The organism is Paenibacillus paridis, assembly GCF_006345825.1.
Lineage (GTDB): Bacteria > Bacillota > Bacilli > Paenibacillales > Paenibacillaceae > Pristimantibacillus > Pristimantibacillus paridis.
The window spans coordinates 57,290-81,967 of sequence record NZ_VCIX01000079.1; the positions used below are offsets into that span (position 1 = coordinate 57,290).

At 49.6% G+C, this 24,678-nt stretch carries 22 protein-coding genes and 1 riboswitch; of the genes, 3 read left to right on the forward strand and 19 right to left on the reverse strand.

All coding sequences use genetic code 11. The features are described 5' to 3' along the window. Window positions 1-28 precede the first annotated feature (28 nt). The 5 genes from queE to FJQ58_RS08980 form a co-directional block, all read right to left on the reverse strand. Entirely contained in the window at window positions 29-760 is a 732-nt protein-coding gene (gene queE, locus FJQ58_RS08960) for a 7-carboxy-7-deazaguanine synthase QueE (protein ID WP_139992467.1), read from the reverse strand. Further along, window positions 747-1,199 (reverse strand): 6-carboxytetrahydropterin synthase QueD, encoded by a 453-nt coding sequence (queD, locus tag FJQ58_RS08965; RefSeq protein ID WP_139992588.1) that lies wholly within the window; start codon window positions 1,197-1,199, stop codon window positions 747-749. Before queD ends, queE begins: the two co-directional genes overlap by 14 nt. Continuing rightward, a complete protein-coding gene (queC, locus tag FJQ58_RS08970; protein ID WP_139992469.1) occupies window positions 1,199-1,864 on the reverse strand; it encodes a 7-cyano-7-deazaguanine synthase QueC in 666 nt (221 codons plus the stop codon). The genes queD and queC overlap by 1 nt, the downstream gene beginning before the upstream one ends. A 148-nt stretch (window positions 1,865-2,012) precedes the next feature. Then, window positions 2,013-2,056: riboswitch (PreQ1 riboswitch) on the reverse strand. Window positions 2,057-2,199: 143 nt separating this feature from the next. Beyond that, complete coding sequence (locus FJQ58_RS08975; RefSeq protein ID WP_139992471.1) at window positions 2,200-2,721, reverse strand: hypothetical protein; 522 nt, start codon at window positions 2,719-2,721, stop codon at window positions 2,200-2,202. Between the two features lie 105 nt (window positions 2,722-2,826). Beyond that, window positions 2,827-3,933 carry a rhamnogalacturonan acetylesterase gene (locus FJQ58_RS08980; protein ID WP_139992473.1) on the reverse strand — a complete coding sequence of 369 codons (1,107 nt, stop codon included), beginning with the start codon at window positions 3,931-3,933 and terminating at the stop codon, window positions 2,827-2,829. Window positions 3,934-4,191: 258 nt separating this feature from the next. Between FJQ58_RS08980 and FJQ58_RS08985 the strand changes: the two genes are divergently transcribed. After that, the gene (locus FJQ58_RS08985) at window positions 4,192-5,094 is read left to right on the forward strand and encodes a J domain-containing protein (protein ID WP_139992475.1); all 903 of its coding nucleotides are present in this window, start codon (window positions 4,192-4,194) and stop codon (window positions 5,092-5,094) included. A gap of 62 nt (window positions 5,095-5,156) precedes the next feature. Here the strand turns inward: FJQ58_RS08985 and FJQ58_RS08990 are convergent, their stop codons facing one another. From FJQ58_RS08990 to FJQ58_RS09040, 11 genes are all read right to left on the reverse strand, one after another. Then, on the reverse strand, window positions 5,157-5,519 hold the full coding sequence (locus tag FJQ58_RS08990; RefSeq protein WP_139992477.1) for a hypothetical protein: 363 nt from the start codon (window positions 5,517-5,519) through the stop codon (window positions 5,157-5,159). Window positions 5,520-5,523: 4 nt separating this feature from the next. Continuing rightward, a complete protein-coding gene (locus FJQ58_RS08995; protein WP_139992479.1) occupies window positions 5,524-6,249 on the reverse strand; it encodes a FadR/GntR family transcriptional regulator in 726 nt (241 codons plus the stop codon). Between the two features lie 97 nt (window positions 6,250-6,346). Next, window positions 6,347-7,072 carry a LutC/YkgG family protein gene (locus tag FJQ58_RS09000; RefSeq protein WP_139992481.1) on the reverse strand — a complete coding sequence of 242 codons (726 nt, stop codon included), beginning with the start codon at window positions 7,070-7,072 and terminating at the stop codon, window positions 6,347-6,349. Then, window positions 7,065-8,594 (reverse strand): LutB/LldF family L-lactate oxidation iron-sulfur protein, encoded by a 1,530-nt coding sequence (locus tag FJQ58_RS09005; RefSeq protein ID WP_139992483.1) that lies wholly within the window; start codon window positions 8,592-8,594, stop codon window positions 7,065-7,067. The genes FJQ58_RS09000 and FJQ58_RS09005 overlap by 8 nt, the downstream gene beginning before the upstream one ends. A gap of 2 nt (window positions 8,595-8,596) precedes the next feature. Further along, entirely contained in the window at window positions 8,597-9,319 is a 723-nt protein-coding gene (locus FJQ58_RS09010) for a (Fe-S)-binding protein (RefSeq protein WP_139992485.1), read from the reverse strand. 673 nt (window positions 9,320-9,992) lie between these two features. Then, the gene (locus FJQ58_RS09015; protein WP_139992487.1) at window positions 9,993-10,751 is read right to left on the reverse strand and encodes a DeoR/GlpR family DNA-binding transcription regulator; all 759 of its coding nucleotides are present in this window, start codon (window positions 10,749-10,751) and stop codon (window positions 9,993-9,995) included. A gap of 36 nt (window positions 10,752-10,787) precedes the next feature. Next, window positions 10,788-12,257 carry a rhamnulokinase gene (locus FJQ58_RS09020; protein WP_139992489.1) on the reverse strand — a complete coding sequence of 490 codons (1,470 nt, stop codon included), beginning with the start codon at window positions 12,255-12,257 and terminating at the stop codon, window positions 10,788-10,790. After that, a complete protein-coding gene (gene rhaI, locus FJQ58_RS09025) occupies window positions 12,254-13,474 on the reverse strand; it encodes an L-rhamnose isomerase (protein WP_139992491.1) in 1,221 nt (406 codons plus the stop codon). Before rhaI ends, FJQ58_RS09020 begins: the two co-directional genes overlap by 4 nt. Before the next feature lie 25 nt (window positions 13,475-13,499). Next, window positions 13,500-13,874, reverse strand: a complete 375-nt coding sequence (locus FJQ58_RS09030) for a sensory rhodopsin transducer (RefSeq protein ID WP_139992493.1) — start codon at window positions 13,872-13,874, stop codon at window positions 13,500-13,502. A 15-nt stretch (window positions 13,875-13,889) separates the two neighbouring features. After that, complete coding sequence (locus FJQ58_RS09035; protein ID WP_139992495.1) at window positions 13,890-15,959, reverse strand: bifunctional aldolase/short-chain dehydrogenase; 2,070 nt, start codon at window positions 15,957-15,959, stop codon at window positions 13,890-13,892. A gap of 666 nt (window positions 15,960-16,625) precedes the next feature. Beyond that, the gene (locus FJQ58_RS09040; protein ID WP_139992497.1) at window positions 16,626-17,531 is read right to left on the reverse strand and encodes an ArsR/SmtB family transcription factor; all 906 of its coding nucleotides are present in this window, start codon (window positions 17,529-17,531) and stop codon (window positions 16,626-16,628) included. A 185-nt stretch (window positions 17,532-17,716) separates the two neighbouring features. On the opposite strand from FJQ58_RS09040, the gene FJQ58_RS09045 reads away from it, so the two are divergent. Both FJQ58_RS09045 and FJQ58_RS09050 read left to right on the forward strand, forming a co-directional pair. Further along, a complete protein-coding gene (locus tag FJQ58_RS09045) occupies window positions 17,717-18,883 on the forward strand; it encodes an iron-containing alcohol dehydrogenase (protein WP_139992499.1) in 1,167 nt (388 codons plus the stop codon). A 25-nt stretch (window positions 18,884-18,908) separates the two neighbouring features. Further along, entirely contained in the window at window positions 18,909-19,736 is an 828-nt protein-coding gene (locus FJQ58_RS09050) for an aldo/keto reductase (RefSeq protein WP_139992501.1), read from the forward strand. A 580-nt stretch (window positions 19,737-20,316) separates the two neighbouring features. Here FJQ58_RS09050 and FJQ58_RS09055 read toward each other — a convergent pair. The 3 genes from FJQ58_RS09055 to FJQ58_RS09065 form a co-directional block, all read right to left on the reverse strand. Further along, window positions 20,317-21,477, reverse strand: a complete 1,161-nt coding sequence (locus FJQ58_RS09055; protein WP_139992503.1) for a sn-glycerol-1-phosphate dehydrogenase — start codon at window positions 21,475-21,477, stop codon at window positions 20,317-20,319. A gap of 99 nt (window positions 21,478-21,576) precedes the next feature. Beyond that, window positions 21,577-23,460: a substrate-binding domain-containing protein gene (locus FJQ58_RS09060; RefSeq protein WP_139992505.1), complete on the reverse strand. Its 1,884-nt coding sequence runs from the start codon at window positions 23,458-23,460 to the stop codon at window positions 21,577-21,579. Beyond that, window positions 23,457-24,662 (reverse strand): response regulator transcription factor, encoded by a 1,206-nt coding sequence (locus tag FJQ58_RS09065; protein ID WP_139992507.1) that lies wholly within the window; start codon window positions 24,660-24,662, stop codon window positions 23,457-23,459. Before FJQ58_RS09065 ends, FJQ58_RS09060 begins: the two co-directional genes overlap by 4 nt. Between the last annotated feature and the right edge of the window lie 16 nt (window positions 24,663-24,678).

The window sequence follows — 24,678 nt, forward strand, 5'->3', positions numbered from 1 at the left end:
CCAGCGCCATCCTTTCCATTTCCTTCTTTTATACGCCCTTTTTGTTGCCCCATACCCACGTATGCAGCTGCGGGAGCACATGCACCCGATTCAGCTCGGGGTTAGGCATCACTCTATCGATCAGCCATTCATAGCGTTCTACCAAATAAGGCAGCATGCGCTGCGGCTCCGTTTCCTGCAGCTGTCCGTTCCCCGCCTGCACGTAGAAAGGAACCTTCGGATACCGCAAATGGACATAAGTCGCATATTCCAGATCCTCGTCGTCAAATACGACCGTCTTTAGGCAAAAGCTCACAGCTCGTTTTTCCAGCTTGGCTACAATATCATCGAGTACCGCCCAATCCGTCTTCATGCCAGAGCTCGGCGGCTTGGGCGAGAGGGTCAGGTCGTCAATGAGCCAAAACCAATCCTGCCAGCGGCTGCCTTGCGTCTCCAGAGCAACGCTAATATCCCGCTCATGAAGCTCCTCGATCAAGGTTCCGAGCTGAGGCAGCAATGCCGGATTCCCGCCGGAAATCGTAACATGGTCAAAGGAATTTCCGCCGATCTGCATGAGCTGCTCCATAACCTCATAAGCCGTCAGCATGCGAATATCGCCTTTGGCGCTGCCGTCCCATGTAAATGCCGAGTCGCACCAGGAGCAGCTGTAATCACAGCCCGCCGTACGGATAAACATCGTTTTCCGGCCAATGACCATGCCTTCCCCTTGAACGGTTGGCCCGAACACTTCCAATACCGGAATCCGTTTAATGGCTTGCATCTTGCCCCGCCTTTCTGCGCGGACGATAGATGCAATAGCTCGTAGGCGTCTCCCGCAAATACACTTGTATGCACTGTGGGCGATTTGGCATACCGTCCAAATGAGCTTGCACGAGCTCATAAATCGTTCGCGCTACAACCTCGGTCGTCGGAAAGCGTTCCGGCTCGTCGTCCCGGAAGCTCACTTTGTCGTCATTAAGAAGCGTATGGTCAAAGCGATCATGAATGAGCTTTTTTATGATTGCAAAATTAACAAGAAAACCAGCTGTATCCAGCTCATCCCCAGCTACCGTTACATTCGCATAATAAGTGTGCCCATGTACCTGGCGGCATTTGCCGGCTTCCTCGGCAGGTATAAAGTGCGCCGCCGCAAAATGAAAATCCTTGTTCAGCTCATAACTATAATTATGGAGGGGCGCAGGATATACCTGCTGAAGCATCATCGCTTCAACTCCAGAATACGTCTGGCCAAATAATCGTCCAGCCCCTTCTTTCGAAGCTGACATGCCGGACAATGCCCGCAGCCGTCCGAGATGATGCCGTTATAGCAGGTTAACGTTTTCTCACGCACGAATTGGAATGCGCCTAGCGTTTCTGCGAGATCCCATGTCTCTGCTTTATTCAGCCACATGAGCGGAGTTTCGATGACAAACGAATAATCCATAGATAAATTCAAGGTGACGTTGAGCGATTTAACAAAAATATCTCGGCAATCCGGATATCCGCTAAAATCCGTCTCGCACACGCCCGTTACGATATGCTTCGCGCTAAGCTGCTTGGCGAGTATAGCCGCAAAGGTGAGAAATAATAGATTGCGTCCGTCCACAAAGGTCGTCGGAAGCTCGCCTTCTTTTTGTTCAATGGCGATATCGTCCCTCGTAAGCGCGTTAGGCGCCAGTTGATTAAGAAGCGACATATCAAGCACATGATGCTTGATGCCGAGCTCCTTGGCAATATCGGCCGCGCAATCGAGCTCCAGCTTATGCCGTTGTCCATAGTTGAACGTGATTGCCTCTACCTCGGAGAAACGCTCCATGGCCCAAAATAGGCAAGTCGTGCTGTCCTGGCCGCCGCTGAATACGACAACCGCTTTTTCTTTTTTCATGCTGCATCTCCCTCTCTGGTTTGAGAAGACAGAGATCGCCTGACATCCTTCTGTATGTAGCTAAAAAACCAAAGAAACGGCGCGAAGCAGTAACACGCCCACTTCGCGCCGAACGCAAAAACGACGCTGTCACCTGACGGGACAATCGTTTTGCATAGTTTTTTATAGAGGGAGTTCGCGAACCTCTCCCGGCTGCCTATTCCGCCTTGCGGCAGGGCTCCGGAATTTCTTCTTTAGTTGTTTATTCTCCTGTACTATAGCATAGCTCCGCCTGAATGGAAACAGACAGAATTTGACGGCTGCAGTGCCTGTTGAGCTTAATCTTCTGCGAGAACTTAGATCGTAAGCTCTCCCAGTTTCTTCAGCGTCTGGAGCATATGCTTGACCAGATCTCGAATGTCATCCATTTGCTCCTCGCTTATTTTACGGTTGAAGTTCAGTTCGATGACATTCGTGTAGATGGGCACCTCTGCTCCGAACAGATAACTGATCGTTTGCGTCGGTGCGAGCTCTGGCTCCCATATCCGCTGCATGATTTGCTCCACCTCCCGGCATTGCTCGTCCATATTCCGAACCTGCATATGGAACCGAAGCCGGAGAGTGCAGGCTGGCTCCTCTCCCTTAAGCTCCAATATTTCTGCTGCTAGCTCCTTAAGGGAGGCCGTCAACTGGATTTCAGCGAAAGCTTCAGGACGTTCCGTCAGCTTGAACTGAAGCGTAAACTCGCGTGACATGACAGCCATATCCAGCCGGTCAATTCGGTTCGTTATATCAATCTTTCGATCCAGCGTGTCCAGATCATAAAGACGATTCTCAAAGGCTACCTTTAAATTTTCAAAAACGGTGGGATCAAACATGATTGCTTCCTCTCTTTTGCTGCCTGGTTATGTTAGCTATTGTAGTCCAAATGGACGATAGAATCGAGAGTTCTTTTGCAATTATTTTAGACAGCTAGGTTATGCTTACGATTTCAAGTAAAGGGATAGCGGAGATAACCCCAGCTCGCGCACACCATCCGCTACTAAACCTGCGATAACGATGCCTCCATGCTCTTGCAAATGGGTATCGTCCTTGGCGCCTTCAGGAAAATGAATAAACTCACCGGGATACGCCCACATAAACAAAGCCTTCGAGGGCTCGTCTCCCAGCACCTCATAGAGCGTCTTGCTCTTCGCAGCCAAATCAATGAGCGGCACAGCCAGCTCTGATGCCAGCTCCTTCATCCCTAGCAAATAATCGCCATGCGTGTCGATAATCCGGCCATGCTCATCAAATTTGCGGCGATGCATCGGCGTAATCAGCACCGGCCTTGCGCCGCGTGCGCGGGCTTCCTCTACATAGACAGCCAGCATTTCCTTATAGCTGCCGAACGGCTCCGTCGCTCGTTCCGCGTCCGGCTTCTCATCATTGTGCCCGAACTGAATCCACAAATCATCACCCGGCTTGATTTGCTCCACAATCGCAGCCAGCCTGCCCTCGTCGATGAAGCTCTTCGAGCTTCTGCCCGACATGGCATGGTTGTCGATGGCCACGTCGGTTTTAAAATAGAGCGGCAGCATTTGTCCCCATCCGGCATACGGGAACGTGTCCTGATCCGTTACGGTGGAATCGCCCGCCAAATAAATCGTCGTCGCCTGCTTCGCCTCATCGATGCAAAGCGCGTTAATGCGCGGCGCAATGCCCGAGAAGGCGAGCCTCAGGCATCCGTCCGTAACCTTGACTGTGAAGCTGTGCACCGCATATTGCCCTGCGGAAGTCGTTACTTTATGAAGCACGATCCGGCCTACTCCATACTTTAATGAAGTGCTGGTCGGTGCAATTGCATCTCCGACCGTTGCGGTTATCGTGTATAGGCCATTTGGCAGATCAACCGCAAACACCGCTTCTAGCGGGATGCAGAATGCGCCGTGCAGGCGATCCGACTCGTCCCGGTTGCGGGAGCTGACACGCTCAGCAGACTCGAAACCGTAGCCCGGCACCTCGCTGTACAGCGTCGTGGGAAGCACTTGGATATATGGGGAAGCCGGAGCATTACCGATTCCAAAATCGAATTTTAACGAAATTGCCATACCTGCACCATCCTATACTATGATTGTTTTAGTAATAGCATATCAAATCCCATTGCGATAGGAAGTCAATAATTCGGTTAATTTGTTTAAAATTCAGACCAGCTTCAGCTTTCTTCACCAGTTAGATCGTGTGCATCACCTGGAGCAGGATATGACAAAAAGGTGTAGATTGGCGGCAAAGTTTGCGTTACCTGCGGAATTCCGTATACTTATAGATAGGAATCATTCAGGACCTATTTACTAATTGAGGTGACACAGGTGGAAGAGTTGAAACAAGCCTATCAAACGATGGGTCTGCCGGAGCTTGCGGCCAAAGAGGAAGTAGAGAAACGCTATACAACACTGATGCGCCAAGCCCGCTCAAGAACGCAGCAGCAAAAGGAAGGCACAGCGGATGCGGAGGATTCTTTCGCGAAAATTACGCAAGCGTACCGGCTGATTCTCGAGTATGAGGATCGTAAGCTGACCGACGCCTTCAACGAACAAGAATATGGAAAATACAAGAAAATGGCTGGACAAGCCCAGAAGATGGACCATTTCTGGCGTTATTACAAATTTCATACGCTTGGGGCCATTGCAGCAGTCGCACTTATCATCTACGGGGTCATCAGCTTCATGAACTATCGCGAGGAACAAGAACGGCTAGCCAATCTGCCGCCCATTGATTTGAACGTCTCCTTCATGGGCAATTACATGCTGAAGGACGATGCTCCAAAGGAAGAACCTCTTGAAAACGCGCTTTTGACAGCGTTTCCGGAATGGCAGAGATTCGTTACAACGCTGACCTTCGTTCCCGCTGATCAGCAGTCTCAGTACGCTTACATGCAGAAGGCGGTTCTAATTCTGGCTACCGAGCATCCCGATGTTTACGTCATGGATAAAAACATTTTCGAGTGGGTCGGCGCGCAAGGTGTTCTGATCAACCTCGATGATGATGTAAACGGAGACTTGAAGCCACTGTTAAAAAGCGGACTTGCCAAAACGCTTAAAACCGACGAGGATACGGCAGAGCATGTTTACGGCATTGACCTGACAAACAGTGCGCTTGCCGACCAATTGCCGCTTTACAAAGAGAGCATGATCGTCGGGATTCGTCCTGACAGCAAAAACCCGGAAAAAGCGAAGGCATTCATTAAAAAATATCTTGCTACGATTGACTAATCAATCAGCAATAAGCCAAATGGCCGCCTGCATCTTGATGATGCAGGCGGCCGTTTGGTTTTTTATGAAACGACAGCAAAAACAAGCAAATAGATCGCCATAACAAAGAAAATAAACAGGATGTATTTCAGTAACCTAAAATTCGCTTCGTGAGCATTCAGTTTCAAGACTTTGATATAATAAAAGATCGTCCCAAATATAATGGCTAATGCAGGGGAAATGAAAAGCAGCATTTGAATATCCTTATCTCCTGACGACAAGTAGACTAACAAGTCGATAAACAAAGAAATTAATGCACCGATAACATAATATTTTATTCTTTCTATGAAAACATACCGTCTGTAGTTTTTGATCCCTTCGATTGCGCTAAAGATGGAGCACAGCACTAACAGGCAACCGATTCCTCCCAAGATATACTTCTCCAAACTGCTAGCTCTCTCCCAAATGCTTGCGCACAATACTCTCAATATGCTGCAAATGCTGCTTCATCCGCTCGGCTGCGAGCTCCGCATTCTGCTGCAATATCGCTTCGAAGATGGCGGAGTGCTCGGTATACAGCTGTTCTGCCACCGCTGTGCTTGCATATAGCTCAACCCGTCTAATATCGTGAATCGCCGTTTCAATATGATTCATAATCGATTCGAATAAATGAACCATAATCGAGTTATGGGTCGCTTTGGCAAGCGTCAGATGAAATTGGAGATCTAATCTCTCACCTTCCGACTCATCTCCGACCGTTCGCTTCATCTCCGCTATCAGATTAGCCAGCTGCCTGATATCCTGCTCCGTCCGCTTGGCGGCTGCAATCGCTGCATTAGACACCTCTAACGACTCGCGAGCTTCCAGCAGCTCAAGAACCGTATTCCTGTTCATCCTTAGGGAGGCCAGCTCAGGAATCTCCACGTCGACAGGAGCGCTGCGGATGACGCGACAGCCGCCTCCCTGCCGAATATCGATGAGCCCCATCGCTTTCAGCGCGCTGAGCGCCTCTCGCGTCGTAGAGCGGCCTACGCCAAACTGCTCGGACATCTCCTTTGTCGAAGGCAGCTTGTCGCCTACCTTGAGCTTGCCATCGACGATAAGCCGTTTGACCTGCTCCGTAATTTCTTCATAATGATTGCGCTTCGATAGCTTTTCTACTTCTAATGACGGCATAGCAGCCGGTCACCTCCCAAGCGTAAAAGCCGACGCCTCCCTGCGGCGGCGACAACTCTTAACATCACGCTTCACATCTTCCTCTGATATATGGATTTTACCCCACAAGCAGGGCATACACAATGCCGGGACCATGCACTCCGATCGTCAAGTCATTTTCAATATCGGACGAGCGGCTCGGGCCAGATATAAAATGAATGCCCGCAGGCAGCTTCTCGCGACCCGCCTCGTCAAACGTCACGAGCACCTCGCCGAGCCTCGTTTTCAAACGCTCCAGCGGAATAATGATAATGAGCACCGTGGGCAGCAAGCTCACGGAACGCCCTTTTTCAGGGGAAGACAAAACCGTTACAGAACCCGTATAGGCGACCGCATGATCGGCCATGACGATCCCAAAATCCGCTTCGGCCGCGCGCGCGCGCCAATACTGATCCGCATCCGTATTCCAAACGGATACTTGCGATTCCGCCAGCGAGCCTTCGAGATCAAGCGCAGCCAGCTCGGGCTCATTTTGCCGAACCACATATTTGGCGCTCATTTCCTCTGCTTTATTCACGATATAGGCTTTCGCATCCTCCATCGTTTGAAGCCTTGCCACATGACCGCCAACGGATAGAAAGTTTTCCGTAAATCCTTTAATCCGCTCCTCCTCCGTCCACTCGAACGTATTCCAGAAATCCGGCGCGCCGCGGAACGGGTGCTGCGGCTTCTCGTACATCCGGGGATGCCTGAGCTTGGCTGCTATATCATTCATGAACTGCTCCTGCTTCGTCCGAGAATTCGCTTCTAGCTTCTCTAGCCACTGCTTATGCGTATCAGCCATGTCCATGTCCTCCTTTACCCTGCTTTTCATCCTGCTCGCGTTTGCGCACAAGCTCTTCCATGCGATTTTGCATGGACGGCTCCATCTGCTTCAGCCCTTGCTTCAGCTCTTGGTCGAGCGTATCCCAACGATCGCGGAACGATTCCTTAGGCAAGCTAGGCGTCACGCGGTACGTGTTCCAGCCTTTGAGCGGCCCAAGCTTTGTCTTAATGACGCCGCTGCGCACGACCAGCTTCTGACCCAGCTTACCGAGCCGCAGCACGCCGCCAAGACGGGAAGAATTGCCCATAACGGTGGCAAAGCCCTGCATGCCGATCGCTTCGATTTTGCTGCCGTTGCCGCTCTCTACCTTGCGCCTGCGCAAGTATACGAGCATGTCATGGAGCGGTATTTTGACTGGACAGGCTTCATAACATGCTCCGCATAAGCTGGAAGCGTTAGCGATATCATCCCACTCGGCGATGTTTTTGTTCAGGGACGGCGTAAGCACAGCTCCGATCGGACCGCTGTACGTACTGCCGTAAGCATGGCCGCCAATATGGCGATAAACCGGGCAGGCATTCAAGCAAGCCCCGCAGCGGATGCAGTTCAGCAGCTCTTGAAATTCAGGATCGCCAAGCTGCAGCGAGCGCCCGTTGTCAATGATGATGATATGCATTTCATCGGGACCATCCGCATCCTTATCACGCCGTGGACCGGTAATGCCGGACATATACATCGTCAGCTTCTGGCCGGTTGCCGAGCGCGGCAACAGCGTCGCCATAACCTCCAGATCGGACCAAGACGGAATAATGCGTTCCATCCCCATTAGCGTAATTTGCGTCTTCGGCACCGTGCTGACCATTCGCGCATTGCCTTCATTTTCAAAAAGCACCATGGAACCCGTCTCTGCGATCGCAAAGTTACAGCCGGTCATGCCGATCTCGGCCTCCAGGAACTTCTCGCGGAGCTTCTTGCGAACGAAGCCTGCAAGCGCTGTCGTATCGGGTGGCAGCGTATAGCCTGCTTCCTTCGAGAGCAAGTCGGCGATTTGATAACGGTTTTTGTGAATGGCCGGAATAACGATATGCGAAGGCATCTCGCCCGCGAGCTGAATGATATATTCCCCAAGATCCGTTTCAACCGCTTCTACGTTAATGGATTCGAGCGCATGGTTAAGGTGCAGCTCCTCCGACACCATCGATTTGGATTTGACGACGGACTTTGCATTGGCATGCTCAGCAATATCGAGCGTCAGTCCTACAGCTTCTTCTGCATTATTTGCAAAATGTACGTGAACGCCGTTTGCCCGGGCATTATTGACGAACAGGTTCAAATAGTAGTCCAAATGCGCGATGGTATGAAGTCGAATTTGCTTGCCGCGCTCCCGCCATTCTTCCCAATTGCCGTGCTCATCCGTCGCTTTTTTCTTGCCGTTGCGCAGCCGCTCCGTCGTAAAGCGAACCGCTTTGCGCAAAAATTCATCGTTGAGGGCAAGGTCCGCCCTAGCTTTTACGGTAGCTTCCGTCTTTGATCCAGCCATGCTTATTTCACCCCTTCATATAGAAGCTCTGCCAAGTGCATGACGCGAACAGGCTCATTGCGGTAGCGCAAATTGCCGGCGATGTTAAGCAAGCAAGCCATATCGAGACCAACCAACACTTCGGCTTCCGTCTCAAGCACATGATCTACCTTCTCCGTTACCATCGCGCCCGAGATATCCGCCATTTTCACCGCAAAAGTCCCGCCGAACCCGCAGCAATCCTCCGCAAACGGCAGCGGCACAAGCTCAAGCCCCTTTACGTTCTGTATAAGCGCAAGCGGCTCTGCCTTTACGCCAAGAATCCGGCTGCCATGACAGGATGGATGGTAAGTTACCTTATGAGGGAACGAAGCGCCGACATCCGTTACGCCAAGCACTTGTACCATGAACTGGGTAAACTCGAATGATTTGCTTTGCAATCGATTCGCGCGTTTCAGCATAACCGGATCATCCTCGAACAGCTTCGGATAATGATGAATCATGCCTGTACAGGAGCCCGATGGGGAAATCACGAAATCGCTATCCTCAAAAGCATCCAAAATCGTTTTCGCCGAATCTCTTGCTTCCTTCCAATAGCCGCTGTTGAAAGCTGGCTGTCCGCAGCAGGTTTGCACCGTCGGAAATTCCAATGTGACGCCATACTTCGCCAGCAAGCGTACCATCGCCTCGCCGACCCTCGGATACAGCGCATCACTCAAGCAAGTAATAAATAATGAGACCTTCATACCCGCACCCCTTCCGTCTTGTATAACTCTATTTTATCAGGTTGTCAGACAACTTTGGTGAAAAAGATAAATTAAATTTGATCGTTTTACATATTTTTGAGCTTTGGGAACACATTTGCGATCTGTAAGCACACATATGCGCTTAGGGCACATTTTCGAGAGTAACCAGACAGCGCTTGGGCGTTGTAAGCACACATAGGTGCTTACAACTATAATGCAACGTTACTTGCATTGCTGTAAGAACACATACGCGCTTACAGCACCTTTTCGAGAGAGACTAGCCCCACCATGAGTTCTGTAAGCACACATAGGTGCTTACAGCTACAATTCAACGTTACTTGCATTGCTGTAAGAACTCATATGCGCTTACGGCACATTTTCGAGAGTAACCAGCCTCACCAATAGTTCTGTAAGCACGCATACGTGCTTACAGCTACAACGCAACGTTACTTTCCGTGCTGTAAGAACACATACGCGCTTAGGGCACATTTTCGAGAGTAACAAGCCTCACCAATAGTTCTGTAAGCACACATAAGTGCTTACAGCTACAAAGCAACGTTACTTTCCGTGCTGTAAGAACACATACGCGCTTACGGCACGTTTTCGAAAAAGTAACCCGCCAATGAACAGAAAGAACGGCGCTGCGCTTCTACTGAAGCCAGCGCCGTTCTTTCTAGACCGTTGTGACCGCGATTTGCCGCTCCAGCAGCTGCGTCCGCAGCTCTGCGGATAACTGGCCGTCGGTAATAATCGTATCGACTGCACTCAAATCCGCGACATGTGTGAACGCCTGAACGCCAAATTTACTCGAATCGGCAAGCAGGATAACCTGATCGGCCATGCCTACCATTTTATGCTTAATGCGTGCCTGCAGCTCATTCGACTCGCTGATGCCGCGTTCCAAATGAACGCCCTTGCAGGAGAAAAAGGCTTTGTCTACATGGTACGCATCAAGCGAACGCTCTGCCAGCGGTCCAACATAGGACAAGGAACGTGAGGCTAAAATGCCGCCGGTCGAGATAACCTCGATCTTCTCCTTGCTGCTCAGCTCCATAGCCACTTTAATGGAGTTCGTCAGCACCGTCAGCGGAATATCCGGCATGCTTGCCGCCATATACCATGCCGTCGAGCTTGCATCGAGCAAAATGCGATCCTTCGGTTGAATAAGCTTGACCGCTGCTTCCGCAATTCGCCGCTTCTCCTCCGCATGGGTAATCTCCCGCTCGAAATAAGGAATTTCCGGTTGCTGATCCTTTACGCTAACTGCACCGCCATGGGAGCGGCGCAAACGTCCGGCTTGCTCCAAGCGGTCAAGATCGCGGCGAATGGTTTCCTCAGTCACCAGACACAGATCGCTCAGCTCCGTTACCCTTATGCTGCCTCTCTCATTGACTAGCTGTACAATTTTATCGTATCGTTCGTGGACCAGCATGGCGTACCTCTTTCTTACTTATATTTGAATCCGCGCTTACGCGATTCCTGTCTTTTGTTTAAACGAACCGTATGCATTCTCCCACTCTTCCGGCTGCTGAGGCTCATAGACGTCCACCGGAAAAGAATCCCGAATGACTTTGCGCGCCTCCCAAATGTCCGCAATCTGGCCGCTTGCAATCCATTGCACGATCATATTGCCAATCGCGCTGCCTTCCACAGGACCTGCCCATACCGGTTTACCGATTGCATTCGCCGTCCATTGGCACAGCAGCGTATTTTGAATGCCTCCGCCAACCATATGAAGACCGCCAAACGCTTGGCCAGACAACTGCTCGGTAAGCTCTAGCACGAAACGGTATTTCAATGCCAGGCTCTCCAAAATGCAGCGGACAAAAGCTCCTGTTTCAGTCGGAGCCGGTTGACCTGTGCGTAAACAATATTCCGTTATGCGCGCAGGCATATCGCCTGGATGCAAAAATAACGGATCATCTGGATCGATAAATGCTGCAAACGGCTTTGCTTCACCAGCCAGCTTAACTAATTCGGGAAAGGTGTACGTAATTCCTGCACGCTCCCAAGAACGTCTGCATTCCTGCAATACCCACAGGCCCATAATATTTTTCAGCAACCGGTAGGTACCGTAAGCTCCGCCTTCATTCGTAAAGTTCAACTGCTGCGCAAGCTCGTTAATCACCGGTTCCTGCACTTCAGTACCCATTAACGACCAAGTGCCGCAGCTTAAATAAGCAAAGGAACGATCAAGCGCCGGGACTGCCGCTACGGCTGAGCCTGTATCATGCTCGGCTACTGCATAAACAGGCACTGATTCAATATTCAGCTCCTCGCAAACCGAAGCACTTAGGCTTCCTACCTTCGTGCCCGGCTGAACGACCGTGCCAAACAGCTCAGGCGAAATACCAATGGCGCGAATAAGCTCATCGTCCCAGCTTCCGGCCACCGGATTGTATAGCTGCGTCGTCGTGGCGTTGGAAAATTCGTTAAACATTTCGCCAGTTAGGTAATAACGAAGCAAATCCGGAATCATCAGAAAATGCTTGGCTTCGCGCAGCAAAGGTGAATCCGCTTTTTTCATGGCAGCTAGCTGGTAAATCGTATTAAACGACAAAAATTGAATGCCTGTTTTTGCGAAGATTTCCGTTGCCGACAATTCTTCAACAACCTGCTCCATTACGCCATCCGCATGATGATCGCGATAATGATAGGGATTGCCAAGCAGTTCGCCATTGCTGCCGATCAGGCCAAAATCAACCGCCCAAGAATCGATTGCAATGCTTTCAAGCTCGATGCCGCGGTGTTTCACCTGGAGCAGCGCTTGCTTAAGCTCATGGAGCAGCCGCAAAATATCCCAATGCAGCCGATCGCCGACCTGCACCGGATCGTTCGGGAACCGGTGCAGCTCTTCAACCTCGATCTTGCCGTTATTCAGTCGGCCGAGCAGCGCTCTTCCGCTGCTCGCCCCAAGATCATAAGCGAGGATGGTCACCAGCTGGCACCGCCCTTGCCTCTCGCCAATATGTCTTTGCCATAGCTGCTGCTTAGGTAGGCTTTCATCGGATCATGCGGCAAGCCCTGCTCTTCGCGAATCGCATGCAGCAATGGTGTAACGTCGAATTCAAAAGCACGGCGAACCGCGTCTTCAGCGCCAAGTACATCATGGCGATCAGCTGCTTCGTTAACTTCTTCATGGTTGATCAGCAGCGCTTTCGCCAGTTGTGTCTGTACGTTCAAGACGGAACGCAGCATAGCCGGAATTTTTTGCTCAATATTATGGGATTGGTCAATCATATACGTGATGCTTTCAGCATTTTTACGAACGCCTGCATCCGAATCTCCAGCCGCGCTCAAAATTTGATAGAAAATCAAGAACAGCTCGTATGGGTTTACCGTGCCGACAATAAGGTCATCATCCGCATATTTGCGGCTGTTAAAATGGAATCCGCCAAGACGCTTCTCGTCTAGCAAGTAAGCAACGATATGCTCGATGTTCGCGCCAGGCAGATGGTGGCCTGTATCGACAAGCACTTCCGCTTGCGGTCCGAGCTTTTGTGCGAGATTGTAAGCCATGCCCCAATCGGCAAGATCGGTATGATAGAATGCCGGCTCGAAACATTTGTATTCAATCAGCAAGCGCATGTCAGGCGTCAAAGCGCTGTACATTTCAGCTAGCGCTTCCTGCATCCAAGCTTTACGCTTGCGGATATGGCCTTGGCCCGGATAGTTCGTACCGTCTGCAAACCACAAGCTGAATTCATTCGAGCCCGTTTCCTTCGCAATATCGACGCACTCGAGCAAATGGTTCGTCGCTTTGCGGCGGATCGCTGCATCGGAATTGGTTACGCTGCCCAGCATGTAATCCTCGTCCTGGAACAGGTTCGGGTTCACTGCGCCGATGGTAAGCCCAAGACTTTCCGCATGGCTTCTGAGCTTGCCGTAATCTTCTACCTTGTCCCATGGGATATGAATGGCTACCGAAGGAGCAATCCCCGTCAGCTTATGCACTTGCGCCGCATCCTCAACCTTCTCGAACGGGTTACGAGGCACGCCTTCCTTCTGGAACACTTTAAAGCGCGTGCCTGAATCCCCGTAGCCCCAAGAAGGCGTCTCAATTTTGAGCGCTTTCAATCTAGCTTTCACTTCATCAATATTAATGCCTCTTGCTTTCTGTTGTTCTTCAAAAAACGCGTATGCGCGGTCGGACATATCGAACACCCTTTCACATGTGTGATTATTTTTTCATTGGAAAAGCCATCGTAGACATCAGCGTGTTCTCTGCCTGCGTCGAATCGAGGCGGCTATATTGGACGATAATCGGAATATCGCTTTGCACTTCGATGGCGTAAGGAACGCCAATCGGAATTGGCGTCCCCTCCTTCATCAAGGAGCTGGTGCGAATATGCTTCGTGCGTCTGCCTTTGACAACCACCAGAATATCTTCCAGCGGCTCGCGATCCTCAAAAAAAATCGTAAAACGGATAAGTGCGTCTTCCGAGGAACAGTTCAGTACGCATACCGATTCATGGCTGGTGAGAGCTCCCGTGCTATCCGGCGGAATAAAGCCATCCGGAATGAACCAATGCTTTTCTCCTCGCGCTTGAAACATATCGCTATCAGCCTCCTAACGCGTGAACGCAGCAGGTACGCCGCCGTCAATGGTCAGCATGCAGCCTGTTGTTTTGTCCGCTTTCGAGGATGCGAAGAATGCAATGCCTTCTGCAATGTCACGCGGATAAATGTTAACGAGCAGCGTCGTACGTTTGCGGTAGTATTCTTCAAGCTGATCCGGCTCAATGCCGTAAGCCGCCGCACGCTCATTGCGCCAGCTGCCGTTCCAGATCGCCGAGCCCTGCAAGATCGCATCCGGCAAAATCGTATTCACGCGAATACCGAATTCGCCGCCTTCTGCTGCGATACAACGTGCCAAGTGAGCTTCAAGCGCTTTAGCCGCGCTGTATGCGGAAGCATTTTTGCCTGCATATACGGAGTTTTTCGAGCCGATAAATACCATATTGCCGCCAATGCTTTGCTGTTTCATCAATTTGAACGCTTCACGTGCAACCAGGAAGTAGCCTGTGCCAAGCACGTTCATGTTCAAGTTCCACTCTTTCAGGGAAGTTTCGTCAAACGGGCTCGATGTCGCAAGACCCGCGTTGTTGACAATAATGTCCACGCCGCCGTAAGCAAGCGCCGTTTCAGCGTAAGCCGCCGTAACCTGCTCTTCGCTGGTTACATCCATTTTCACTGCTGTCGCGCGGTGATCGCCGTATTTCTCGTTGATTTCGGCAGCAACCTTTTGCGCGCCTTCGAGATTCAGGTCAGCAAGCACGACATGCGCGCCTTCGGATACGAGGCGGCGAGCCGTTTCGCTTCCGATTCCGCCTGCGCCGCCCGTAATAAAGGCAACCTTGCGGGAGAATTCCGTTTCAGCCGGAGCAAGCGACAATTTGTAAAGCTCAAGCGGCCAGTATTCTACGTTGTACGATTCGTTCTCGCTCAGCGATACGAAATCGCCTAGCGCCGTTGCGCCGCGCATAACCGCGATCGCACGGTGGTAAAGCGCGCCGCTAACTTGCGCCATTGCCCAGCTTTTCCCTGTATTGATCATGCCGATTCCCGGAATCAAAATCACGCGCGGCGCTGCTTCAAACATGACGTCGCCTTCGTTTTTGTTCCGCTCGAAGTAGGCTTTATATTGCTCTTTATAAGCTGCGATGCCCTCAGACAATTTCGCTTTCAAGCCATCGATATCCTCTGCGTTCGGCGTCCAGTCAATAAATAATGGAACAACCTTCGTGTGAACCAGGTGATCCGGGCAAGCTGCGCCAACCTGCGACAATTGCGGGGAATCTTGGCCGCTAACGAATGCAAGCACATCAGCCTCGTCATCAAACGTCAAAATCATTTTCTTCGCATCGCTAACCGCACCGCGTATCGTTGGCATGACTTGTGCGGCAACGCTTCTGCGAGCATCGGCATCAAGCACTTCGTATTTCACGCCGCCAAAGAGCGACGCCTCGTCAAAGCGGGATTCGATGAACGCTTCCGCTTCGGAAATGATTTTGATCGTTTGCGCGTAGCACTCTTCGCTTGTTTCGCCCCATGTGACAAGGCCATGCTTTTCCATAAGCACAAGCTCGGCATTCGGGTTCGCAAGAACGCCTTCCGCGATCATTTTAGATAGGTTAAAACCAGGACGAACATAAGGAACCCATACGAAGCGGTCGCCGAAAATTTCTTTCGCAAGCGCCTTGCCGTTATCCGCGCAGCACAGGCTGATGATAGAATCCGGGTGAGTATGGTCCACGTGTTTAAATGGAAGGAAAGCATGCAGCAGCGTTTCAATGGACGCGCGCGGGTGCTTCGAATCGATCATGCAGTTGACGAGGTAAGCAACCATCTCCTCATCTGGCATTTCAGAGCGCTCGAACAACGGACGGATATCATCCATACGAAGTCCTGTGAAGTTGCCTGCTTTCATCGATGCAAGATCAGAGCCGCTGCCTTTCACGTACATCACTTCGACGTCACGGCCGCGGAAGTCCTTTACCGTTGTTTTGCTGGATGTATTGCCGCCGCCGTAATTGCAAACCCGGCGATCTGCGCCGATGATGTTGGAACGGTAGACAAGCTCGGCTAGTCCGCTCTCAAGCTGTGATGCTTTTTCGTTTTCCCATAAACTCTGTACCATGGATATACCTCCGAATGATGTTTTGGATTTGTTTGAATTGATCATATCATATTTGTTTTTGTTTGAATATAAAAATTTCAAAGAAAAACGGAAATATATATAAAGGTCTACGGGCTATTCCAACCCATTCAAACAGACTAAAACTTAAATCCGACGATAACCACATTTATCTGCATATAATGAATAAGCCTTTGAGCTTTATCCTAGCAAATACTGAATCTACTTATCCGTTTTATCTTAGAATTCATTGAACCTGACTATCAGTTTTAACTCTGCATCCATTTAATCGGCCTATCCTGCACAATCGCAGCAGCTTTGCTATCCCCGCCTCTTTTTTCGCACCTATCCTGTACATACGCAGGAGAATCCCCGATTCTTATAGCCAATGAGTCAAAACATCCGTTCTACGTTGTACGATCTACAGGATAGGCACTCCTCATCATCATAATAGGGGCTGCATAATACAAAACTACATTATAGTGAAGCCGCCTACGTTAGTCTTAGCTTGACATACCATCGAGGCGCCAAAAACAAAACAAACAAAGAAAGAAGCCCAGCATTTCAAATGTGTTAACATAACAAGCTTAAAAAACACGCACGCCGGTACGCCAAAAAGTCCTCCTTCCCTGCTTAAAGCAGAATCAAGAGGACGATAGAGGTTCGTTATTATAAGCAGCGCAGCGTCACTTCAATATCCTGATTATAGTTGCCGAAGCCTTTGCCAAACAAGGTAACGCCGCCGCAGTTTTTGGCCGTAGCGCTGCTCGAAATACGAAACAAAATCTCCTTGTCATAGGCCAGCATAAGCTGGTCAATTGTGACGTCCGACACTTGAATGCCATCAATAAATGACCCTTGCCGATTGACTCTGATGGTCTTAATGAGGCCGTGTTGAATATTTTTGTGCCACCATTCGGGTGTGTACAAACCGCGCGTGCTGCCAAAGTCGCCTGGATACGTCCATGTTCCTATCCCGACGCCATTTATCGTAAATGTGATATCCGATGGCAAATGGTTGACGGTGCAGGGCGTTTCCGAGCAAATCTCCATCGCGATTTCCAAAGATTCCGGGCGCTCGTTATTTACCATATAGTTTGGAATACGGTATTCTACGAAACCCGAGCCAAACCATAATACTTTGGCATTCACATGCTCGGGATCGGCAAAATAACGCGGATCATCGCACATGCCAATCATCTGCGAATCGGAGGCCAGCCCACAGGTCGGTTTGATCTGATAGGAAGAATAATGCCCGACTGGCAGCGATACGGCATAGCGCTTCGTTTCATCCGCGACTGCTGCCGTTTTAAATAGAAGCATCGCTTGCGTAATTTGCAAATGGCATATCTTTTGCATCCCGCGTTTGCCCGGCACGCTTTCGCAGCGCACAATGCCCGCGCCTTCCATCATATGAATATGCCTTGTAACAATAGGAGACTTTATAGCTAGCGCCTCGGACAAGCTTTTTATATTCATCGGCTGCACACTGAGCAGCTCAATCATTTTCACTCTTGTTTCGGATGAAAAGCATTCCAAAAATTTCATATTGCGACTGCTTACTTCGACTTCCATTACCGTTTCCCCTTTGCTCAAACTGACTGCCACTCATTATATAACTAAAAAGTTATCCTTTCAATCCTTACTTGAGGTAAACTTGACTTTCCCGACCGTTTTAACTAAAATAAACCGCGTATACATAACTTAAAATGTATTTAGTTACTTTAAAAGTTACCTAAATATCAAACAGGAGGTTCACTATGAACTCATTTCAATTCGTAAACCCGACTCATATCGTTTTTGGTGAAGGAACGGCCAGCCAAGTGGGCAAATTAACTTCAAAATATGGAAAAACCGTTTTGCTGGTTTATGGCTCAGGCAGCGTAAAGAAAACAGGTTTGTACGATAAAACCGTTAGCCTTCTTCAAGAAGCTGGCATTACGGTACATGAGCTTCCCAATATTGAACCAAACCCGCGTCTATCGACAGTAAATAAAGGCATTGCCATCTGCCGAGAACAAGGAGTAGATTTTATTCTTGCCGTAGGCGGAGGCAGCGTCATTGATGCTTCCAAAGCGATTGCTGCAGGCGTTCCCTACGAGGGCGATGTTTGGGATTTCTTCACTGGCAAAGCGGTCATTCAAGAGGCGCTTCCGATTGGAACGATTTTGACGCTTGCGGCTACAGGCTCCGAGATGAACGGTTCCTCCGTTGTGACAAATTGGGAAGAGAATCTCAAACGTGCTTTTGGCAGCCCGCACACGTATCCAAAGTTTTCCATTCTCGATCCAACGCTTACTTATACCGTGCCCCGCAATCATACCGTCAATGGTGCCGTAGACATTATGTCTCATGTGTTTGAGCAGTATTTCAGCTTAACAGAAAACACTCCGCTCCAGGAGCGCTTCTGTGAATCGATTTTGCAAACGGTTATTGAAAATGTTGAACTCGCGCTTGAAAATCCTGAGGACGCAGCCGCTCGCGCCAACCTCATGTGGTCCGGAACGATGGCTTTGAACGGCGGCATGATCAGCGTAGGCATGGCTAACGATTGGGCATCGCATGGCATTGAGCATGAAGTGAGTGCCATCTATGATATCCCGCATGGCGCAGGCCTTGCTGTTATTTTTCCAAACTGGATGAAATACGTGCATGAAGAGCGGATTGACCGTTTCGTACAATACGCTACCCGTGTTTGGAACGTAAATCCCGAAGGTAAATCCGACAAAGAAGTAGCTCTTGAAGGCATTCAAGCTACCCGTGACTTTTTCACGCGAATTGGCGCCGAATCCCGTCTCGCTGATTTCGAGATTGGCAGCGATAAGCTGGACCGTATGGCCGAGGAAGCAGTACGCTACGGGGCGATTGGTTCTTTCAAGCGTCTAGAAAAACAAGATGTTAAAGCCATTTTGGAATTGTCACTTTAATAAATAAAAGCGGAGGTATAAATCAATGACAATAGCTCGTACGGAATCTACGACGTTAAGCAATGGGGTTAAGATGCCTTGGCTCGGCCTTGGCGTATGGAAAGTCAAGGATGACGGTGAAGCGGAAAGAACGGTAACCTCAGCAATCGAGGCAGGCTACAGAAGCATCGATACGGCAGCCGCTTACAATAATGAAACAGGTGTAGGCGCCGGCATTCGCAATAGCGGCATCGCTCGCGATGAAATTTTTGTCACCACTAAAATTTGGAACGCACATCAAGGTTACGAGTCGACGCTGACTGCCTTCGAGGACAGCCGCCGCAAGCTCGGTATTGATGTGGTTGACCTATTACTTATTCACTGGCCAGTGAAAGACAAATACACCGAAACATGGCGTGCGATGGAGAAACTATACCGTGACGGCTACGTCCGTGCTATCGGGGTAAGCAACTTCCAAATTCATCATCTCCGGGATGTGATTGAATCTGGGGAGTTCGTCCCTATGGTCAACCAAGTTGAATATCATCCCCTACTCACGCAAAACGAGCTTCATTCCTTCGCCAAAAGCAGAAATATTCAGCTAATGGCTTGGAGCCCGCTTATGCAGGGCAATCTCGATCATGCTATTCTAGCCGACATTGGCGCCAAATACGGCAAAACGCCTGCACAGGTTGTTCTCCGCTGGGATCTTCAGAACGAAGTCATTACGATTCCAAAATCAGTTACTCCTGCACGCCAGCAGGAAAACGCTGATATTTTCGACTTCTCGCTCACGCCTGAGGAAGTGGCTCAAATCAGTGCGCTTAATCGCGATCAACGCTTTGGCCCGGACCCGGACAACTTTAATTTCTAGTTTACAAAATAGATCGTCATAAACGGCTGGTTAACGCATGGAATCCATGTGTTAGCCGGCCGTTTTTTTGAAGGATGACAAATTCCCACGTTGGTTCGCTGCGTTTCTCCTGAACAATGGACTCTTTTCGCCTCCCATTATTAGGTTTCGATAATCAATAGATCTATTTTTTAGATCTATTTTCCACTTTCCCCCTGATTTCAGCGGAATAGGTCTATTTTTTAGATCTATTTCTCCTCAAAACCTTATTTTGAGGTCCATTTCCATTAAAAAAACTATAATAGATCTATTTTTTAGACCTATTTATACTATTTATTAGGCTTTCAATAATTTAAGTCTATTTTTTAGATCTATTTTTCTCCAATAAACTTTGCAGCCTAGAATCAGAGGTAAACGCCCCCATCCACTGCACCAAATCAAAAAAACTGTCTCCAAGGCGCATCGCCTTGAAGCCAGTTTTTTGTCACTTACTTGAATCGGCGTTGTTTTCCAGCATCGTTACACTCAGCATCACTGCTGCCACGCAGTATATCGCTCTAGCGAGTATGCAACGGCTGCGCAACATTACGCTGATTGCTCTTTATAGCGAATTATACGCCCGCAGCAGCGTGTACCGATTCGGGCGGACTTGATGAGCTTCCTGCAAGCTGCGCATCAGCAGCTCTGCGTCAACGCCTAGCTCCTCGGTGGTCGAAGGTCCGCCGACTTCCCTGAGCCAGTTCCTGATTGTTGTCTCATCAGGGAGCGCGGCAATCGCCATGCGAAGCTGCTCCGGTTTTTCTGTAAAAGCAAGACCCGCTTCCTCTGCGGCGAGGCGATGATACAGCTTCGATATTTCCGCACAGGCTACGCCAACCTTGGCGCCGTGCAGCAGCTGCCTCTTGCCAAGACGGATATATTCCATTTCCCAGAAATGGGAGAGGTGATGCTCCGCACCCGAGGCGGAATGCGACTGTCCGAACAGCAGCATCGCTAGCCCCGATTCAATCAGCGCCTCTATTAAAATGCGAATGCCTTCCTGGTCGCGTCTAGCAATCCGTTCAATATGGTCGACACATTTATTCAATGCTACTTGTGTAATTTCAGCAACCTCAGCCGAATAAGGCTCTCCGCCCTCTGTCGCTCCAAAGCTCCAGTCCAAAAGGGAAGTAAACTTGCCCAGCATATCGCCAAAACCTGCGGCCACCATAGCAGCAGGGGCTTGAGCCAAAACTTCCAAATCGGCGAATATCGCATCAGGGCCAATCGCCGCAATCGTTTTCTTCTCGCCACGAAGGATGATCGGCGCGCCTTTCGAGTTGAATCCGTCAACGGAAGGCGCGGTCGGTACCGATACGAAAGGAATACCTGCGGTATACGCGGCATAACGGGAAATATCATGGATCGTTCCCGAGCCTGCCGCAACGACCACCTGTGCCTGCTTCAGCTGAATATCGAGCAATAGCTGTACGATCGACGCTTCATCGGCAATGACATCTCCCTGCGGGTTCGGCTTGATGAGCGTTACCTGAACCGCAATGCCTTGCGCAGTAATCGCTTCCTCCAGCGTTCTCCCTACAATCTCATGCGTGATGGAATCTGCGGCAATGACAACCTGGGCATATTGTTTTCCCTTTAAATAGGGAGCAACCTCGTTAATCGCTCCTGCTTCAATCCGTAATGGATCTATTTCAATGGATCGCAGCGTATCTGCATCGAATCCTGCAGCAATTTGTTTGACTCTCTGGATCAAGGATGACATCTGCTTCGCCTCTTCTCATTGGGATATTGTTTATTGTCCCTCTGCGAAGAGCGGCTTGTCAACTCGTCCATGCCACATTTCCTTAAATAATACGGTTTGTTAATACTCCCTTCTTGCCAACGCTCGCTTCGCCGTATCCTGCGTGAATACCCCTTCCGATGTAATGATTTTCATAGGAAGCTCCTTTCCCGCCATATAATCCTTCACGGCTTTCATGAGCTGCGGCCCAAGCAGCGGATTGCACTCGACGACAAAGTTTAATTTACCGGTTCCTAGCGCCTTTAATGCAGCCCTAGTCGCATCGATTGAAATGATTTTGATATCCTTGCCCGGCTTCAGTCCATATTGCTCAATCGCCTGAATGGCTCCAAGAGCCATGTCATCATTATGCGAATATACGACATCGATATCTTCACCGTGTTGATCCAGCGCTTCCAGCATAAGCTGCTTACCCTTTTCCAGCGTAAAATCGCCTTGCAAGGATTGCACGATCTGATAGCCGCGCTCATCCTTAATAATTTCTTCAAAGCCTACTTTTCGTCCCACTGCCGGATCGGAATCCCTCGTCCCTTGAAGCTCCACAATGTTCACCTGCCCTGCGCCGGCTGCCATTTCTTGCGTGAGCCAGCGAGCCGCCCGCCTGCCTTCCTCTACGAAATCCGAGCCAATATAGGCGGTCCATAAAGAGTCGTCGCTTACTTTCACTTCACGGTCCGAGAGAATAACGGGGATTCCGGCCTGCTTCGCTTCTTGCAGTACAACGTCCCAGCCCGTCTTCACCAATGGGGAAAACACAATAAAATCCACTTTCAAAGCGATGAATTTTCGAATTAATTCGATTTGCTTATCCTGCTGCTGAAGCGCATTCTCGTAAAGCAGCTCGATTCCCTCTTCTTTAGCCGCGTGGATAACGGAATTGGTATGCGCCAGCCGCCACCCGCTTTCCAAGCCGACCTGTGCAAAACCGATTTTTATAGGCGCTGCTTCGGTTACCTGTCTGATCGGCTTCACTTTAGAAACCGACTCCAGCTCACCAAATTCATTTATGTTGTCCTTTGTAATCGGATGGCTTCTCAAAATAATTTTTTTAGGAATCCCCTTCTCTTTATTTAAAATATCAACCGCGTAACGGATAGCCTCACCGCCACCTGTCGGGCTGGTAAAAGTGCCCGTAAGCGTGCCTTCCTTTACAAGGTTCAATCCGCCATTGTCACCTTTAACGCCGTCAACGCCGATTATCTTTACATCCGTTATCCCTTTTTTCTTCAAAGCAATCGAAGCGCCTAATGCCATGGCGTCATTATGGGCAAAGATGAGATCGATATCCGTGTCTTTCTCCAACGTTTCCAATAGCAAATCTTCCGACTTATCGCGCTGCCAATCCGCATATAATGACTCCGCAATCACAATATCTTTACGGTCTGTCAGCGCTTCGCGGAAGCCCTCGCTGCGTTCATCTACTGTCGGCGAGCCTTTGAGCCCTAGAATCTCGACGATCCGATTATCCCCTGCTTCAAGCAGCTGCTTGGCGTATCCCGCCGCCTTGCTCCCGATGAGTCGATTATCCGTCCCGATATACAACGTATAATCATAACCCGTTACGCCGCGACCGAGTACGATAACCGGAATCTTCTCATAGATTTCAGTTATCGTAGGCGTGAGCAGAATTGGATCATCCAAAGAAATAATAAGCAAGTCAATGCCGTATCCTACCAGCTTGTGAAGATCCTCCTCCTGCTGCTTGCTGTCATTTCCTCCGTCGGTAAATATAACGCGCAGGTCTGGGTAAGCGCCCGCGTCGCGTTTAATCTCATCATTCAGCACGACGCGCCATGGCTCGTTCAGATTAGGCTGCGACACCCCGATCAAATACTTTACGCCCTCTTCGGGTATCGTTGATGTATGGTTGCTGCAGGAATATAGACTTAAAAGCGCCATGAAGGCAACGAAAAAAAATAATATTTTGTACCTTGCTTCCTTCATGTCCAGCTTCCTTTGCGGTAGGAGTTTGGAGAAACGCCTGTTTTTTTCTTGAACGCGTTGCTGAAGTAATGCTGGCTGTTATAGCCGACCTTTTCTGCGATTTCATATACCTTATAGCTGGTATCATTCATAAGCAGCACTGCATGCTTAATCCGCACGTCCGTCAAATAATCAATGAACGAAGCGCCAATCTCTTTCTTCAGAAGCTTGCTTAGATAGGTCGGGCTTACTCTCACTTGGTCAGCCACCTCCTGCAAAGAAAGGTTCGGCATCGCATAAGCCTGCTCAACGAACTTCTTCGCTAATAGCACAACAGGCGACAAGCTGCCCTTCGCATTGATTCCCTTCACAAGCTCGTTATAAATACGATCGGCGTGCAAGAAGCCGTCCTGCATAACTCTATCCATGTGAATGACCATTCGCGCTAATATTTCTTCAAACTTCGTCTGAATGGCCATACACTGCTTCATCCATTCACTTTCATCTGCAATTGGCGAGAAAATGACAATATACCCCTTCTCATCCTCGAACACGATATGTGTTCCGCTATCCGCTAACAGATCCTCTATGATGTTTCTGGAAGCAAATTCGAGCAATTCCTTGCCCCATTCCTTTTTCACGGTACCAACGTTAGTGCCTTGCACGACCTTGAATACGGCCATCCGGGTTGATGCATGAATCGGGAGCTGCAAATATTCAATATTTTTCACGACCTCTTCAGACTCCAACAAACCATTCATCCATCTCCGCAAAAAATGGTCACGAATCAGCAGCGAATTGCTTTGCAGCTGCTTGCTCGTAAATGCATGGAACTCTTCTTTTATTTTATTTTTCTCGAGCTCAATGACAGCGCGTTCAATCAATTCCTTAAGCTGGGACTTGACCACCGGTTTTAAAACATAATCAAATACGTTCAGCTTTACGGCTTTCTGTGCATATGTAAATTCATCATAACCGGTGATTACGACGACCAGGCATTTATGCTCAAGCTGCAGCTGCTCGACGAATGCCAATCCGTCCAGAAACGGCATGTTAATATCAACAAATATAAGATCCGGCTTCGTTGCCTTGGCAACCTCTAGCGCCTCGATCCCATCCTCTGCTTCGCCAACGACCTCAATGCCCAGCTCTTCCCATGGCAGCACCTGCAGCAGACCTCTTCTTATTCTTGGCTCATCATCAGCGATGACTAATTTCCACATGCTGTTCTCCTCCTTC